Origin of the sequence: Methanopyrus sp. KOL6, from assembly GCF_002201915.1 — an archaeon.
In the GTDB taxonomy this organism is placed as follows: domain Archaea; phylum JAADCQ01; class Methanopyri; order Methanopyrales; family Methanopyraceae; genus Methanopyrus.
On the sequence record NZ_CP019470.1, the window covers coordinates 410,920 to 426,948 of the forward strand.

The 16,029-nt window shown below is 59.1% G+C and carries 15 protein-coding genes; 5 read left to right on the plus strand and 10 right to left on the minus strand.

What is annotated here, in order from left to right:
- Positions 1-552, plus strand: a complete 552-nt coding sequence (locus tag BW919_RS02290; RefSeq protein ID WP_088335396.1) for a hypothetical protein — start codon at positions 1-3, stop codon at positions 550-552.
- Here the strand turns inward: BW919_RS02290 and BW919_RS02295 are convergent.
- A complete protein-coding gene (locus BW919_RS02295) occupies positions 449-1,567 on the minus strand; it encodes a DUF512 domain-containing protein (RefSeq protein ID WP_157665911.1) in 1,119 nt (372 codons plus the stop codon). The genes BW919_RS02290 and BW919_RS02295 overlap by 104 nt on opposite strands.
- Before the next feature lie 273 nt (positions 1,568-1,840).
- Entirely contained in the window at positions 1,841-3,835 is a 1,995-nt protein-coding gene (locus BW919_RS02300; protein WP_198324642.1) for a helicase-related protein, read from the minus strand.
- 51 nt (positions 3,836-3,886) lie between these two features.
- Between BW919_RS02300 and BW919_RS02305 the strand changes: the two genes are divergently transcribed.
- Entirely contained in the window at positions 3,887-5,161 is a 1,275-nt protein-coding gene (locus BW919_RS02305) for a phosphoadenosine phosphosulfate reductase family protein (RefSeq protein ID WP_088335402.1), read from the plus strand.
- Positions 5,162-5,281: 120 nt separating this feature from the next.
- On the opposite strand, the gene rpsJ is transcribed toward BW919_RS02305, so the two are convergent.
- The 5 genes from rpsJ to BW919_RS02330 all read right to left on the minus strand — a co-directional run bounded on the left by rpsJ (position 5,282) and on the right by BW919_RS02330 (position 10,956).
- Positions 5,282-5,590: a 30S ribosomal protein S10 gene (gene rpsJ, locus BW919_RS02310; protein ID WP_088335404.1), complete on the minus strand. Its 309-nt coding sequence runs from the start codon at positions 5,588-5,590 to the stop codon at positions 5,282-5,284.
- A 43-nt stretch (positions 5,591-5,633) separates the two neighbouring features.
- Positions 5,634-6,905 carry a translation elongation factor EF-1 subunit alpha gene (gene tuf / locus BW919_RS02315; RefSeq protein ID WP_088335406.1) on the minus strand — a complete coding sequence of 424 codons (1,272 nt, stop codon included), beginning with the start codon at positions 6,903-6,905 and terminating at the stop codon, positions 5,634-5,636.
- 80 nt (positions 6,906-6,985) lie between these two features.
- The gene (locus BW919_RS02320; protein ID WP_232452929.1) at positions 6,986-7,933 is read right to left on the minus strand and encodes a UDP-N-acetylglucosamine 3-dehydrogenase; all 948 of its coding nucleotides are present in this window, start codon (positions 7,931-7,933) and stop codon (positions 6,986-6,988) included.
- A gap of 196 nt (positions 7,934-8,129) precedes the next feature.
- The gene (locus BW919_RS02325) at positions 8,130-10,139 is read right to left on the minus strand and encodes a CoB--CoM heterodisulfide reductase iron-sulfur subunit A family protein (RefSeq protein WP_088335410.1); all 2,010 of its coding nucleotides are present in this window, start codon (positions 10,137-10,139) and stop codon (positions 8,130-8,132) included.
- A gap of 109 nt (positions 10,140-10,248) precedes the next feature.
- The gene (locus tag BW919_RS02330) at positions 10,249-10,956 is read right to left on the minus strand and encodes a hypothetical protein (RefSeq protein WP_088335412.1); all 708 of its coding nucleotides are present in this window, start codon (positions 10,954-10,956) and stop codon (positions 10,249-10,251) included.
- Between the two features lie 76 nt (positions 10,957-11,032).
- On the opposite strand from BW919_RS02330, the gene BW919_RS02335 reads away from it, so the two are divergent.
- The 3 genes from BW919_RS02335 to BW919_RS02345 are packed head-to-tail and all read left to right on the plus strand — an operon-like array spanning position 11,033 to position 14,633.
- On the plus strand, positions 11,033-11,554 hold the full coding sequence (locus BW919_RS02335; RefSeq protein WP_088335414.1) for a 50S ribosomal protein L16: 522 nt from the start codon (positions 11,033-11,035) through the stop codon (positions 11,552-11,554).
- 32 nt (positions 11,555-11,586) lie between these two features.
- Positions 11,587-13,899, plus strand: a complete 2,313-nt coding sequence (gene ppsA / locus BW919_RS02340) for a phosphoenolpyruvate synthase (protein ID WP_088335416.1) — start codon at positions 11,587-11,589, stop codon at positions 13,897-13,899.
- Between the two features lie 5 nt (positions 13,900-13,904).
- Positions 13,905-14,633, plus strand: coding sequence for a TrmB family transcriptional regulator (locus BW919_RS02345; RefSeq protein WP_088335418.1), 729 nt, complete (start codon positions 13,905-13,907; stop codon positions 14,631-14,633).
- A 454-nt stretch (positions 14,634-15,087) separates the two neighbouring features.
- On the opposite strand, the gene BW919_RS02350 is transcribed toward BW919_RS02345, so the two are convergent.
- The 3 genes from BW919_RS02350 to BW919_RS02360 are packed head-to-tail and all read right to left on the minus strand — an operon-like array spanning position 15,088 to position 15,979.
- Positions 15,088-15,366, minus strand: coding sequence for an elongation factor 1-beta (locus tag BW919_RS02350; protein WP_088335424.1), 279 nt, complete (start codon positions 15,364-15,366; stop codon positions 15,088-15,090).
- Between the two features lie 13 nt (positions 15,367-15,379).
- Positions 15,380-15,694: a zinc finger domain-containing protein gene (locus BW919_RS08170; RefSeq protein ID WP_232452905.1), complete on the minus strand. Its 315-nt coding sequence runs from the start codon at positions 15,692-15,694 to the stop codon at positions 15,380-15,382.
- Positions 15,695-15,745: 51 nt separating this feature from the next.
- Complete coding sequence (locus BW919_RS02360) at positions 15,746-15,979, minus strand: sulfurtransferase TusA family protein (protein ID WP_088335428.1); 234 nt, start codon at positions 15,977-15,979, stop codon at positions 15,746-15,748.
- Positions 15,980-16,029: the final 50 nt, after the last annotated feature.

Consider the following 16,029-nt stretch of genomic DNA (forward strand, 5'->3'; position numbering starts at 1 on the left):
TTGGCGGCCTACAAGTTCGCGGCTCTGACGTTGGAAGCGTTCGTGCAGCCGATAACACTCGAAGTCGGGGCGGATGAGGAAGAGCTGGCGTTCAGAGGATTGCGCAGATACCTAGTCCCGGCGGGTATCGCGGCAGCCATAGCGATCTTCACGTGCGCCAGCCTCGCACCGGTAGTTCTCTCGACCGAGTACGGGCCGGCGGTGCCGATCGTCCGATGGTTCTCACTCCCCACACTCATGCTTCCCTCCCACATCGCACTCCGGGCGCACCTGATAGGAATCCGCAGATTACGTCTGCTTCTCGTGTACCGCACCCTTTACGCCTCCTCGTTCCTCGTAGTCCTCCACACATTGACCGGGACGTTCGGACCCGTGAGCGTACCGATGGGGTTGTTAGCGGCCCTTTCGTTCGCACCCCCGATAGTAGCGATGATCCGACGTCATACGGTCACTGGTGAGGAATCTCGGCAAGCACGTCGGGCAGATCCTCCAATCGTTCCGGTCCGACCACGATCTCACACCCGGCGTGTAGTGACACCTCGAAGATCGTGACGCCGTCGATGAACGATCCGAGTTCCACGGATATCCGCGGCACGATGGCCACGTCTAGATCCCTACGCTCAAGTTCTCGGAGGATGTCCTCACCCGTGAGTAGTCCGGCGCACCCGATGTTACCGCCGAAGTATCGATTTTCCACTGTTACAGGTTCTAGGACTTCACACCTCAGCTTCTCGTTCGTAGTCCGACATAATTCCTCGATGACAAGTCCGAACATCTCGCCGGTAATCAGTCCTATCTTAGAGTCGACGCCGCCGAGGGCTTCGGCGCATTGTGACGCCAGATCGTTTAGAATCTCCAAATATTCCTCTAACGGGACCAGACTGTCGCAGGGGACCACGTCGAGGTCCAACTCGCGATCCATCCGTCGGCACATCTCCCACAGGAACCGAATTTCATCGGACGTGGGGGGCCGAATACCTTCCCGGTTGTACCTAGTGACCCCGACCGGAATCACCACGCACTTACGGAAGTCCCAGTCGTCGAGATCCCGTAGGATCATGGGTAGGGAGTTCAAGTTGTAGTCGGGTACGGCCACGACGTTAGCGACGGTATCGACCTCACGTGCAGCCTTTCGGACCAGCTCCAACACACGTGCGGCTTCGCGGACGCTCTCCCGGGTCAGCTTGGCGCGTTCCGATGGATCGGTGGAAGGGAGGTGGAAGTCGAGTTGATCGACGTACCGTAGGAGAGTCCGGAGCTTTCGCTCCGTCAGGAATTTTCCGGAAGTTATCACCTTGAGCGGTAGGTTCTCTCGGCTTTCCACAAGCTCGCGCGCCCGGCGAACCACGTCTTCCAGCTTCGGATGGTTCACCAGATCGGATGGGTACATGGATAACTCGTCGATGACGAGACGGCGTCGGGCATCCGGTGGGAGTTGGGTGGCATAACAATGCCGACAGGTCGGCGAGCATGGCGGTGTGGGATCACTCGGAGGACCGTGAGACTCGATCAGCCAGGTCTTCTCCCCGTCGTAATCCAGGTGTCGAGTCACCCACTCCGTACTCACCTGAACGATCCCACATTCCCCCCACCGAGATGCCATCCATCGGATGAGGCCGTCTGATGGGTCCCTTTCGACCCACTATTCGTGGCGCATATCACTCCGAAGTCACCCCGGGATCGCAGCTGAGATAGGGACGGTCGAGGTGTCTACGCCGCAACTCCGCACTCGTGGAGTGGACAACCTTATACTGCGCGGCCGACGGAGAACCCAAACGCTACGTCGCGCCACGTCCCATCAGTTGGTTATAGGAACGGTCTGGGACGCTCCATGCCGGTACTACTCCCTATACTTCGGCTGTCCTCCGACACCGCCGGGTAGCCCTTCCCTTTTCCGTAACTTTTCAACTAGCCGCAGTATTCCGAGCAAGTACCGCTCGACCGAACTCTCGAACGTTACCACGTCCTCCTCGGGCCAGGGACAACGAGGTAACCGCAGGTTTCGCGGGTCTTCCTTCCTGGCCAGCTCGATGGCCTCTTCGACCGCAGACTTCCACTCTAGCATGGGCATCACTGCCGGCGGTGACTCGTAAATCAGCAGGAAGGCCTCTCTGTCGGATTCCTCGGGACAATGGACGTAATGGTTCAAGAGTGAGAGTGGCACCCCATGTTTCAACTTCAGGGCATAGTTGAGGGCGTGAACCGCGTGTTCGGCCGAATCGGTCCCGACCCTCCTCCTCAAATCCGAGTCTTCCAGGCGAATGTAGTACGCCTTCACGCGTATCGTGATGTCACCACGCTCCAGCGGGATAGGCCGCTCGGGTTCGTCCGGGGGAGGCGAGAGTACCGTGTCCGTCCACCGGAGCTCGACGTACCCTATTCCGCACTTCCTCTCTCCCTCGACGTGGACCTCGACTCTGGGATAAGTCCACCAACCTTCCTCAATAAGCTGTGCTACGGTGGGATCGTACTCTTCCACGGGGACAGCCGGGATGGTGAGGGTCTTCTGGTCGGGTGGTTCGCTGACGACCCAGATCTCGCCGGCGGCCCTGAACGCGCATCCCGGGGCCCAAGCCCTTGGCACGTCCTCGGGATCGACTTGGTCCCTGAGAACGGCCCGTGAGTCGTCCTCGCGGACCACCCGGTACGATCCCTTTTCCCCGTAGAACGACTCGGTCGGATTACTCCAAGGTGGTGCGGCCAAGTGCGACTGGGCGTAAGCCAGTATGCGTTCGACTTTGCCCTCCAGGTAGGCCTCGCGGAATCTCCTCGGAGTCTTGGTCACGAACGAAGTCCAAGGGTCGGCCGGGTAGATCACGGACTCCGCCTCCTGACCGCGCCTGCCGGCACGTCCTTCCCGCTGCCAGAAGTCGGAGACGCGGTCGGGGATCCCGTAGTGCACGACTCGAATTACGGACCCCACGTCGATGCCGACCTCGAGCGTCTTCACTGTAATCATCACGGAGGCACGACCTCGCTTGAACTCCCGCTCGGCACGTCGGCGCTCGTCCCGGGGGAGTGCCCCGTGATGTAGTGTGACGTATTCTTCTAGTCCGTACCGTCGGCATAGTACCTGGTAGGTGTGTTCCGCCTGTGTCCGGGTTCTGAAAAATACCAACGTCTTCGGGTCCTCCAGGGCGTATCTGGCGATATCTTCCAGGAGATCGGCCATTTTAGCGGTATTTCGGACCACGAACTTACGGGGTGCCATCTTCCCCCTACCGCGGACGTGCGTGCAGGTCTCACCGGTGGCTCGCTCGACCTCGCCGCAGAAGTAATCCGGGTGTCCCACGGTTCCGGACATGAACAGGTGCCGGCGATCCCGGAGCGCGCGAACGATCCCGAGCAACAGGTTCACCTGTTTGGGACCGTAGAAGTGGACTTCGTCCCACACGAGGCACCGCGCGACGTCGGTCAGGAACTCCCAGAACTGAAGCCCTCGACGAGCGTGAATCCAGATCATCTGTGGGTTTGTAACGACGATCTCGGCTTCCTGAATCTTGGCGCGCCATCCCGGGTGGTCACCGTCGGCGATAACCACGTCGTAGCCGTACTGGATCATCCGTTCGGCCTGATCACGGGCGAGGGCCTTAGTCGGATACACGAAAACTGCAGGAAAGGTCTGTTCGTGCTCTATCGCCGCGAGAGCCGCCTCGGTTTTTCCAGCACCCATTCCCGCGGTCAGTAGAACGTGGCCGTTCTCGAACGCTTCTACGGTCTCAACCTGATGTCTGTAGGCCTCTACGTCCGGGAGCCGTTTCGAGAACTTCGAGAGCGGAATTCCGGCACCTTCCGGTTTTTCACCCTCCCATTCGAGCTCCCACCGAACTCCCATCGATCTCACACCCATAACCGGTCGGAAGGGGCGTCTCCCGGGGGTTAAAAGTTGGAAGGTAGAGTGCACCTGCACGTACTGGTGAGGGCACGGAAGGATGCGTCGGCTGTGGAATCGGCATTGGAGCGATATTACCCGGACTGGGAGTGGAGAGTGGAAACGCTCGGAGGTGAACGCAATCCGTCGTGGATTGTCGGTTTAGCGCGTGAACGGTTCGAAGATTCCGACGCGATGTGGAAGGTACTCCTTCTGGGCCGGCGTAGTTACTCCGGCCGTGGGCGTGTGGTTTGGATGGAGGGATGGTCGGCGGTAAACGTGGGCAAGGCGGAGGTCCGGAACGCCAGGCTGACCGAGATCGTGGACAGTATCGAGTTAGGGCGTGCCGCCCCGCGCCTGAGCGTGGCTTTCAGACGGGTACCGGAGCTACGACGGGGGAGGTTACTGACCGAGAATCAGGACGCGGATACCATGCTTCGGTGGGGCAAATTCACCGAAACGATCGCTGAGCTAACGGAGGAGGAGTTACATAACGGTGCGTACTTCTCGCTCCGAAAGCCGGGGAACCCACCGGAAGAAGTACTCTACGACGCCTCCGGTAGGCCGATCCTCAGGATCCTCATGCCGGACGAGGGTGAACCGAGCGTAAGCGTGCTCGGGAACGGGGAACCCTTCGATCTTAAGGCGTTCGTCCGTGAGAACTGCGAGACGCTGGAAAACCTGTTCGAGGACGCAGTGGATTCCCTAGGAGGAGTAGCGGGAGAGTTCGATATTCTACTCGTGCCGGTCAGCGGGGGGAAGGACAGCACGTGCTGCTTAGCGATAGCCGTCGAAACGGCGGACCGATTAGGAATAGACGTCGAAGCCGTGTACGTGGATACCGGATACGACCTGGGAGGAGACGTCGTCGAAGACGTCGGAGCAGCGTTGGGAGTCGATATTAAACACGTAGACGTTTCCGACACGTTTGAGCGTGGGTTGAGGGAGCGGAAGCCTACCCATGAGAACCGATGGTGTACCGGTGTGAAGCTTTCCGGGATCAAGAAAGTGCTGAAGGATTTGGAGGGAGATGTCCTGTTGGTCGTGGGGGATCGAGATGCGGAGAGCCGTAGGAGGAGATTGAGGCCGCCAGTCCATAGGAACCGTCTGCTCGACGTGCCCGAAGTTAACCCCGTGAAAGGGTGGGGAGGAGCCGAGGTGCTCGGGACGTTGTTCCGATTGGGTCTACCCGTGAGCGAACTGTACGAGATCGGGTTCTACAGGTTAGGCTGCTCCGTGTGTCCCTCCTTCACGGCGTGGGAGAGAACGCTCGTGGAGCTCAGCCGATAATCCTGACTGCGGGCTTCATCACCAACTCTCAAGCGCAACCGCGGTCTCCCACGGGCCCGACGGTGCGCACGCGGGGGCAACGTTACGGTTACTTTAACGATTGCGACCGGGGGTATCGGTTCACTTCATGATGATCTCCACGTGCACCTCTTCGGGGACGTGTATACGCATTAGCCGTCGGATCGTACGCTCATCGCCTTTAATATCGATCAACCGCTTGTGAATGCGCATCTCCCACTTGTCCCAAGTAGCCTTACCCTCACCGTCCGGAGACTTCCGTGTCGGAACCAGAAGTCGTTTAGTCGGCAGTGGGATGGGACCAGACATCTGAGCACCGGTTTCCTCAACGACCTTCTTGATCCGCTCACAGACCTCCTCGAGTTTGTGGTGATCGGTACTCGACAGACGCAGGCGTACTTCCTGGGCCATCACGACACCTCCCGGAAGAGAATTATCTCGAGGGGAAGAAAGCTCACTCTTCCTTCTCGATCTTCACGCACATTCCGGCGGCCACCGTCTGACCCATGTCTCTGATGGCGAACCGGCCAAGCTGTGGGATGAAGCTGACCTCCTCGATAACCATCGGCTTCGTCGGCCGGATGCGCACCTTCGCGGCCTCTCCGGTCTTCAGGAAGTCCGGGTTCTCCTCGATTACCTCACCGGTAGCCGGATCGATCTTCTCGATGAGTTCCTCGAACTTGCAGGCCACCTGGGCGGTGTGACAGTGGAATACCGGTGTGTAACCTGCGGTGATCGCGCTCGGGTGCTGTAGGACCACGATCTGCGCGATGAAGGTGTCGTCCGGCGTAACCACGGTAGCCGGCTCGTCGGGGTGACAGGCTACGTCACCGCGGCTGATGTCGTTCTTACCCACGCCCTTCACGTTGAAACCGATGTTGTCGCCCGGCTCGGCGCGCTCGATCTCCTCGTGGTGCATCTCGATGCTCCTGACTTCACCCTCTCCCTTCCGTCCTCCGGTGGCCGTGTAGGCCGGCTCGAACCGGACGGTGTCGCCCACCTCGAGTACTCCTGTCTCAACCCGACCCACCGGCACGGTACCGACACCGGTGATCGAGTACACGTCCTGGATCGGGATCCGCAGCGGCTTGTCAATCGGCTTCTTGGGCGGTTCCAAGTCGTCTAGCGCCTCCAGCAGAGTAGGACCGTCGTACCACGGTGTGTTGTCGCTCTTCTCGACCACGTTGTCGCCTTCGAAGGCGCTGATCGGGATGAACGGAATCTCGTCGACGTTGTAACCGATAGTCTTTAGGAGCTCGGCGACCTCCTGCTTGACCTCCTCGTACCTGTCCTCATCGTAGTCCACGAGGTCCATCTTGTTGATTGCCACGATGAGCTGGTCGATACCTAGCGTCTTGGCCAGGAACGCGTGCTCCTTGGTCTGAGGCATCACACCGTCGTCCGCGGCCACTACCAGGATTGCAGCGTCGGCTTGGCTCGCGCCGGTAATCATGTTCTTAACGAAGTCTCGATGTCCTGGGCAGTCCACGATGGTGAACTCGTAGTTGTCGGTCTCGAACTTGGTGTGAGCTAAGTCGATCGTTACACCTCGCTCCCGCTCCTCCTCGAGCGTGTCCATGATAACTCTGAACTTGTCTTCTCCTTCACCCAGGTCCTTGTCTTCGATCACACCGGTGTCGTACAACAATCGACCGACCAGTGTGGACTTACCGTGGTCTACGTGGCCGATGAACGCGAGGTTAATGTGCTCCTTCTCCTTCGCCACGGGAACCTCCCCCGGTTTCGTTTCGCGACGACCCGGCCGATCCCCGTTTTATAATATTGTCGGTTATGGGGAAAGCTCGGTCATTCGACTTCTTCTAGCGAGACGGGTCGATCCTCCTTCACAGACTTGAGGGCCGCCACGGCCGTGCGGAGAGCTTGAAGTCCAGCCTCGCCGTCGACGAGGGGATCTCGATTTTCTAATATAGACTCGGCAAAGTCCCGAAGCTCCAGTTTCAGGGGTTCTTCCTTCCGTATATTGAACCGTTTAACACCCTCCCGATCCATCAACCGGAGCTCCTGCTCTATGTACTGAATCTCCAAGATAGCCTCCCGACCTGTCACCTCTAGCCTCCGTTCCTTATACGGGGTGAGCCAGTTCACTTCTATCAGTCCAGTAGGATCTCCATCGAACCGGAGCATAACCTCGGCATAATCCTCACGAGTTCGTGTGATGGCAGAGCCGGCCGTGGCGTACACCTCTTCCACATCTGTCTCAGCTAAGTAGCGCATCACGTCGATGTCGTGCACGGCAAGGTCCACGATGACACCTACGTCCCGGATCCTGGGTGGATACGGACCGACCCGCTTAGCCGACATGACTACGATATCACCCAAGTCACCCCTCGAGACTACCTCCTTAGCTTTCATCACGCTCGGATTGAACCGCTCGATATGGCCGACCGCGAGCTTCAACCCGTGGTCCTCAGCGGCGTCTATGATGCGCCTGGCGTTCTCGATCGTATCGGCGATCGGTTTCTCGACGAGAACGTGCACGCCCGCTTCCAGCGCGTCAACGGCTATTTCCGCGTGATACTTCGTCGGGACGCAGACACTGACGCCGTCCAAGTTCTCCTCTCGGAGCATCTTCCGATGGTCGGTGTACCAGTTAACGTCGTACTTCTTGGCGACCTCCTTGACCCTGCGCTCGTTGACGTCACAAACCGCCACTAACTCCGTCTCTTCGAGCTCATGGTACACCCGGACATGGTGCGACCCCATCATGCCGACACCGATCACACCGGCACGCACGGTCAATGGCGACACCCCCTGTCGGAGTGTCGGCGTGTCGATCCTGAGGAAGCGTTAAAACCCGGCGGTCCCACACCGTAAATTGTTACGAATACCATAACGATTCGCGCCGGGCGTGAGACCCCATCCCCCGCCCCCTGGGCTTTCGCCCTTCGGGGGCGGGGTCATCGGGGACTCGTGATCTTGAGGCTTTCCGTTACTCCTCTTCTTCCTCCTCGAGTGCTTCCGACAGCAGCGCCTCGATCTGCGGCGTCAACTGCTCATCCCGGTAGTAGCGTAGCTGCATGGCACCGCTCGGGCACGCGGCGGCGCACTGTCCACAGCCCTGACAGGCCACGTCCTGCACCTCGGCAACTCTCTTACCTTCCTTCTCCACCATTTCGATGGCATCGAACGGACACACCTGTGCGCACGCTCCGCAGCCGCCGCAGACGTCCTCGTCCACGGTCGCTGTGATCAGCTCGATCTCGACCTTGCCCTGGGACATCGGGATACTGGCCTCGCTGGCGGCGCCCTTCGCTTGAGCTACAGTGTCCGGGATGTCCTTCGGACCTTGCGCCACACCGGCGATCTGGACGCCGCGAACCTTCGTGCTGACCGGCTCCAGCTTCGGGTGTAGCTCCTTAAAGAACCCGTCCGGCGACCTGTCGATGCCCAGGATGTCGGCGAGCTTGGAGTACGTCTCCTCCGGCGCTACTAGGCCGCAGCCCAGCACCACGAGGTCAGCCTCGATCTCCATCGGCTCGCCGGTGAGCGTGTCCTCGACACGCACGATGAGGTTCTTGGTCTCAGGATCCTCGACTATCTCGGCCGGCCTACCTCGGATGAACCGCACACCGAACTGCTTCTGGGCGCGCTCGTAGTACTCCTCGTAACCCTTACCGAACGCCCGCACGTCCATGTAGCAGCAGTAGACCTCGGCATCCGGCTCGTGCTGCTTGATCAGCTGCGCGTTCTTGAGGATGAACATACAGCAGATCCTGCTGCAGTACGCTTCGCCCTTCTCCTCCTTGCCCGGGCACCGCGATCCGACGCAGTGGATGAACACGATCCTGTGCGGCTCCTTGCCGTCGCTCGGTCGGATCACGTGACCCTCTGTCGGGCCGGCCGGGTTGATCATCCGCTCCAGCTCCAGCGTAGTGATCACGTTGTCGTACTTGCCGTAGCCGTACTCCTCGAGCTTACTCGCGTCGAACTCCTCGTAACCGGTCGCGACGATGATCGTGCCGACCTTCAGCCTTATCTCCTCAGGCTTTTGGTCGAAGTCTATCGCCGGCGGGTCCTGCGGGCACGCCTCTTCGCAGAGGCCGCACTTGATACAGTGCTCCTCGTCGATCGTGTACACCAGCGGCATCGCCTGCGGGAACGGCACGTAAATCGCCTTCCTGGTACCGAGCCCTAGGTCGAACTCGTTGGGCACCTCGATCGGACATACTTCCGCACAGACTCCGCATCCCGTGCACGCGTCCTCGTCCACGTACCGCGGTTTCTTCTCGATCGTTACCTCGAAGTTGCCGATGTAGCCGTCCACGTCCTTGATCTCGGCGTAGGTGATCAGCTCGATGTTCGGATGGTTACCCACCTGCACCATCTTCGGAGCCAGGATTCACATGGCGCAGTCGTCGGTCGGGAACGTCTTCGCCAGCCGCGCCATGTTACCTCCGATCGTCGGCTCCTTCTCCACCAGATACACCTTGAATCCCTGATCCGCGAGGTCCAGGGCCGCCTGGATCCCGGCGATACCACCACCGATGATGAGGACGCTGTTCTCGACCTCCACCTCCTTCGTCGGTACGTCCTCGAGCCGCTTAGCGCGCTCCACCGCCGCCCGAATCAGGTCCTTGGCCTTCTCCGTGGCCTTCTCCGGCTCCTGCATGTGTACGAACGAGCAGTGCTCCCGGATGTTGACCATCTCCATGTAGTACGGTGACAACCCGGCCTCCTTGACACAGTTCCTGAACGTGTTCTCGTGGATCTTCGGGGTACAGGCAGCCACGACTACTCGATCGAGGTCGTGTTCCTTGATGGCTTCCTGGATGATCTCCTGACCCGGATCGGCGCAAAAGAACGGATAGTCAGTCGCGTACACGACGCCGGGCAGCTTCTTGGCGTACTCGACTACCTCTTCGACGTCGACGGACGCCTTGATGTTCACACCGCAGTGGCACACGAACACGCCTATCCTGACGCCCTCACTGTCCTCCACGTTTTCACCCCCTATGCCGTTGTGGCCACGCCCGGTCACACGATGTTCGGGTTATAAGCGTTGGGATATTGGAGGCCGAAATCGGGGAGATTGGAGGGAAAGCTGGACTCTAGGACAGGAGCCCGAAGGGAAAGGCCTTAGATAAGAACATGCAGAATATGTCGGCGACGTATTTGGCCAGGTTAGTTACCATGTTGTCCAACTCGTTCCTGGCGGTGCTGTAGGCGTTTTCCTCTTTGTCGTTATTAGCACATTTCGATGCGGTGTCGATGGCGTCGTAGAACCTCGCTATCGGATCGAACGATCGGATCATCAGTTTCAGGTTCTCCTGGAGCTCAGCCGTCACCGTACTGAGGAACTGCATCGCAGTCGAGTTCGGGCCGATAAACCGGACCAGAGCCAGGTGAAACTCGTTCAGCGGCTTTTGGAAGGATTCCCCGTGCAGTTTCTGGTTCAGCAGCGCTTTGAACGAGGACAGTACTACGGCGGCTACTAGGTCCTCGGGTCGTACTGGCTCGTGGTACGCTTGACCGCGGAGGTAATCAATCACAGCTGCGGTGCCGTTGTACAACGCATCACATAGCGACTGCGTCAGGTTGCTGGCGAGACTGTAGTACTCCGGGGGCGCTGTTGTCGTGACGTTCGCGGACGTCGACGTCGTATCGGATGCGCCGGTGTCGACACCCGCGCCCGCGGACGGATCGACGGTCGTCGTAAATGTGGTTCCAGTATCCACCGATACCTGGAGTTCCGCAGCCGAGGCGATTGGAGTCACTACCATTGCTACTAGAAGGGTCGTGATGGCGCTAACACGCATACGATCATCCCCAAGCGTAGCAGGCACGTTACCGTTTTAAAACCTCTACGAAGCGGGTGGCGGGGGGTAGGTAGCGATGGTGAACCGTCCAGCCCGGATCTACCGGGAGTGGAAGGGTCCGGCGTACACGCGAAGGGAATACATCAAGGGAGTACCGGACCCGAAAATAAGGCAGTTCGACATGGGGAATCCGTCGGGTGACTTCGACGTAGAGGTGTCACTGGTGGCCAGGGAACGCGCTCAGGTCACGCACAACGCGCTCGAGGCGGCCCGTGTCGCCGCGAACCGTTACCTGACCAAGACCGTGGGTAGGCAGAACTACCACCTGAAGATCCGAGTGTACCCACACCATGTTCTGCGCGAGAACCCACTGGCAACGGGGGCCGGAGCGGACAGAGTTCAGGAGGGAATGCGACTGGCCTTCGGGAAGCCGATCGGTACGGCGGCCAGGGTGCGTGAAGGTCAGCGCGTGGTGACTGTCAGGATCGACTCGGAGAACTTCGAGCATGCCAAGGAAGCCCTGCGCCGCGCGGGCATGAAGTTCCCGTTCCCGTTCACCATCGTGGTCGACAAGGGTGAAGAACTAGTTCGGGACTGATGCGATACCGGTCGTGCTGAGGGGTGCCCACCGTGAAGTACGTCCGGTGGTTCGAGGAAATATCAAAGGATGACGTCGACGTCGCCGGAGGTAAGGGCGCGAACCTGGGCGAGATGACGCAGGCGGGACTCCCGGTCCCGCCCGGCTTCGTGGTACTGTCCACGGCCTACAACGAGTTCCTCGAGCGCACTGGTCTGGAGGAGAAGATAAAAGAAATACTTTCCTCCCACGATCTGTCCGACAACGACGAACTTCAGGAGGCCACGAAGGAGATTCAGAGGTTGATCGTTGAGGCCGAGATGCCGGAGGAGATCCGTGAAGAGATCGTGAAAGCCTACCGAGAGCTCTGCGAGAAGGTCGGTAAAGAGGAGGAGTTCGTGGCAGTTCGCTCGTCAGCGACGGCTGAGGACTTACCGGAAGCGTCTTTCGCGGGCCAGCAGGAGACGTTCTTGAACGTCCGAGGCGAGGAGGACGTAGTGAAGTACGTGCAAAAGTGTTGGGCGTCCCTGTTCACCCCTCGAGCCGTAGCCTATCGGGAGGAGCAAGGGTTCGAGCATCTAGACGTTTCGATCGCCGTCGTCGTCCAGAAGATGGTGGACTCGAAAAAGTCGGGAGTGATGTTCACGGTCCACCCTTATACCGGCGATCGGGACAAGATGGTGATCGAAGCTGTATGGGGTCTTGGTGAAGCCGTAGTCAGTGGGGAAGTCACTCCCGACACTTACATCATCGACAAGAACACGTTCGAAGTCATCGAGGAGCAGATATCCGAGCAGGAGTGGATGTACACAAAGGACCCAGAGACAGGGGAGACTGTCAAGGCCGAGGTACCCGAGGATAAACGCGACGCTAGGAAGCTGACGGACGAAGAGATCAGGGAACTGGCAGAGATCGGAGTAGCCGTGGAGGAGCACTACGGGTTCCCGCAGGATATCGAGTGGGCCATTGAGGGAGGCGAGGTGTACGTGCTGCAGTCGCGTCCGGTCACCACGATACCAGAGGAGGAGAGGGAAGAGAAAAAGGTAGAGACGGAGGAGTTAGAGGGCAAGATCCTCGTCCGCGGCTTAGGGGCTAGCCCGGGGATCGGTGCGGGCGAAGTCAAGATCGTGATGGACGTGGACGATATTGACAAAATGGAGGAAGGAGACGTCTTGGTCACCAAGATGACCACACCGGACATGGTCCCGGCAATGCGGAAGGCGTCGGCCATAGTCACGGACGAAGGAGGTATCACGTGCCACGCCGCGATCGTGTCGCGAGAGCTGGGAATCCCGTGTGTGGTCGGTACGGGCAACGCCACGGAGGTCCTCGAGGAAGGACAGGTGGTAACGGTCGACGGAGAGCGTGGAGTGGTGTACGAGGGTGACGTGCGCAAGGTCCTCCGTGCCGAGGAGGAAGAAGAGGAGCGGGAAGAGAAGGAGATCGTGGTGGAGCGCCCGGCTGCTGAGCCCGTAACCGCTACGGAGATCAAGGTTAACGTCAGCATGCCCGAAGCCGCGGAGCGTGCCGCCAAGACGGGAGCCGACGGTGTCGGACTGCTCCGTATCGAGCACATGATCCTAGGCGTGGGAGTACACCCGCGCAAGCTCATTGAGGAGGGTGAGCGCGAAAAACTGGTTCAAGTGCTGATGGATGGAATCCGCAAGGTCGCGGACGCCTTTTACCCGAAGCCCGTGTGGGTTAGAACCCTGGACGCTCCGACCGATGAATTCCGCGAGCTCGAGGGCGGTGAGCGGGAGCCCGAAGAGGCCAATCCGATGCTCGGTTGGAGAGGCATTCGTCGCGATCTCGAGGAGCGAGAGACCCTCGAGTGTCAGTTCGAGGCTATCCGTCGTCTCCACCAGGAAGGTTACGATAACATTGGCGTGATGATCCCGCTAGTACAGCATCCCGAAGAACTGCGCCGCGCCAAGCGGATTGCTAAGGAAGTGGGGCTCAAACCGCATCGCAAGGTCGAGTTCGGAATGATGGTGGAGACGCCGGCCGCCGCGGTACTGATCGACGAATTCATTGAAGTAGGTCTAGACTTCGTGAGCCTTGGCACCAACGACCTCACCCAGTACACGTTGGCGGTCGACAGGAACAACGACAAGGTGGCATATCTCTACGACGAAAAGCACCCGGCAGTACTTCGGCTGATCAAACACGTCATCAACGAGTGTAAGGAGGCCGGAGTGAAGACTAGCATCTGCGGTCAGGCGGGTAGCGACCCGAAGATGGCCGAAATACTAGTGAAAGCGGGCATCGACAGCATTTCTGCGAACATCGACGCGGTGCCCCAGATCCGGCGGATCGTAGCCCGGGTAGAGCGGAAGATACTGCTGGATAAGGTGAGGGAGCTCTAACGCCTGTGTCCCTCCTGAAACATCTTTTCGAGCTAGGATTGTCCGAGCGAGAGGCACGGGTGTACCTGTACCTGGTTCGCGCTGGTGAGGCCAACGCACGGGAGGTGAGTGAGGGGGTCGGAATTCCGTACTCAAAGGTTTACTCCGTCCTTCGATCGCTGGAGGACAAGGGATGGGTGGAAGCCGATCGAAGCATCAGACCTACTACCTATCGACCGGTGTCCCCGGACGTCGCGGTGAGGCGAGCCCTGGAGCGGGAGCTGAACAGGATCCAACGTGAGCTGGAGGAGCATGCCAAGGTCGCCGTGAGGAAACTTTCCGAGATGTACAGAGCGGAACGGGAGACCGTGGCCCGCACGTATCACGGTAAATCCGCCAGGGAGACGCTCGCAGAAGTGCTGAGATCGTCGGAAGATATAGTATGCATCGTCCACCTAGGCCGCAATCTGCCACGATGGCTCCTGGAGTCGCTTCGGCGGATGAAAGGCTCGATGGTCCTCAGAGCTAAGGAGGGGTCCGAGGTCGCGGACGAACTGGAACCCGACGTGAAAGTAACAGTCGATATTGAACCCCGAGACACCTTAATAGTGCTCTCAGCGGACCGCCGCGAGTTTTTCTTGGGTAAGTTCGGTGTCGAGGGCGACTATTTGCTCTCACTCGAGGAGCCTATACTGGCCCAAGGGATCCACGATGCGGTTACGAGAGCGTGTAAATCGCGCTCACGACGCGCTTGAGTACCGGATTCGCCTAGGAAGGACGACACCCCAAACTTGTCCGAAGTCCACACGCGCCACCCCAGTTCCAGGCGTAGGGCCGTAAGGGGAGCATACGACGCCCTGACAGCCCGAACAACCTCGGGGTCGATGTTCGTCTCTTCCAAGAGCTCGCTCCCGGTGATTACAGTGGCCGCCCGGGTCGAGCTTACAGAGCGGGCATCTCGAGATTCCGTAACCGATGTCGTGCAGTGATTCGAGGGCGATTTTACCATCGACTCTGAACTTTCACGACAGTCGCCAGTACAATTAGGTCACATTCGAACGAGTACTCAAGCCTCGTATCATCAAGATATCCGCGTCGTTCAGACATAGTCACAGAAGGACGCGTTCGGGAAAGTCGGGAACTACTTTCTCCAGGAGTGTGCAAGAGGCGCGAATGTTTCGACTCTAATAACGTTCTCCCGCAGGGCGCTCAGAGGGTGCGACTGGCACTCACCACCTCGACCTGATTGACCTCGTCGACCTCCTTGAGAGCGTCTTCGAGCGCGTCGGTACCTCCCTCGGCGTCCGGCACTACCACCTTCACTCTGATCGCTTTCAGCCCGAAGGCTATGGGCTCTTCCTCAATACCTTCGATGGAGTCCACCACGTCTATGGACTCGAGCTTCTCGCGGATGGCCTCCTTGAACTCCTCGTAGTCCACATCGGCACTCTCAGGAAGGACTTTCAGGTTCACGAGTACCTTCGACACCGCTATCACCCCCTTAAGGACCTATGAAACCGCAGTTGGGACACTGGTACCGGTTGCCCAACCTCCTGCACTTCTGGCACCTGGTGATCACGACCTCACCGCACTTCGGGCACGGGTGGGAAACCGCACGTTCGCCGGGAGCGATCGGTCCACCGCACGCGGAACATACGGCGTAGTCGGCACGTTCTATACGACCTGCCTTGGTCATTTCGACTTCCTCTGCGGCCTCCTTGATGAGTTCTTCCCTCGTCTTACCACCTGTTTCCTTCAGCTCTTCCGAGGAAGCCCTCTCTACACCGACTTCCCGCTCCTCGTTCTTCTCCGCCAATCGGTACCCCCTAGGGATCGACCAGAAAAAGGATGCTATATCAATGGCGGGCTAGCCCTTCTTCCTGATGTAGATCACGAAGTGATCCTCCTCTTCTTCCACGTCTAAGATCTCGTGCCCGTTCTCCTCGGCGAACCTCCTGATATTGTCTTTCGCGGGAGGGTAATCGCCGACGACTTTCAGGACTTCTCCTTCGCTCATATCATCCAGCTTCTTCCTGGTTTCGAGCACGGGCATAGGACAGATCTTACCCCGGACGTCCAACTCCTCGTCGTACTCGACCATCCGGATCGCCCCCAATCTGACTCCACGTGATAGGTATTCGGATTTGTTCC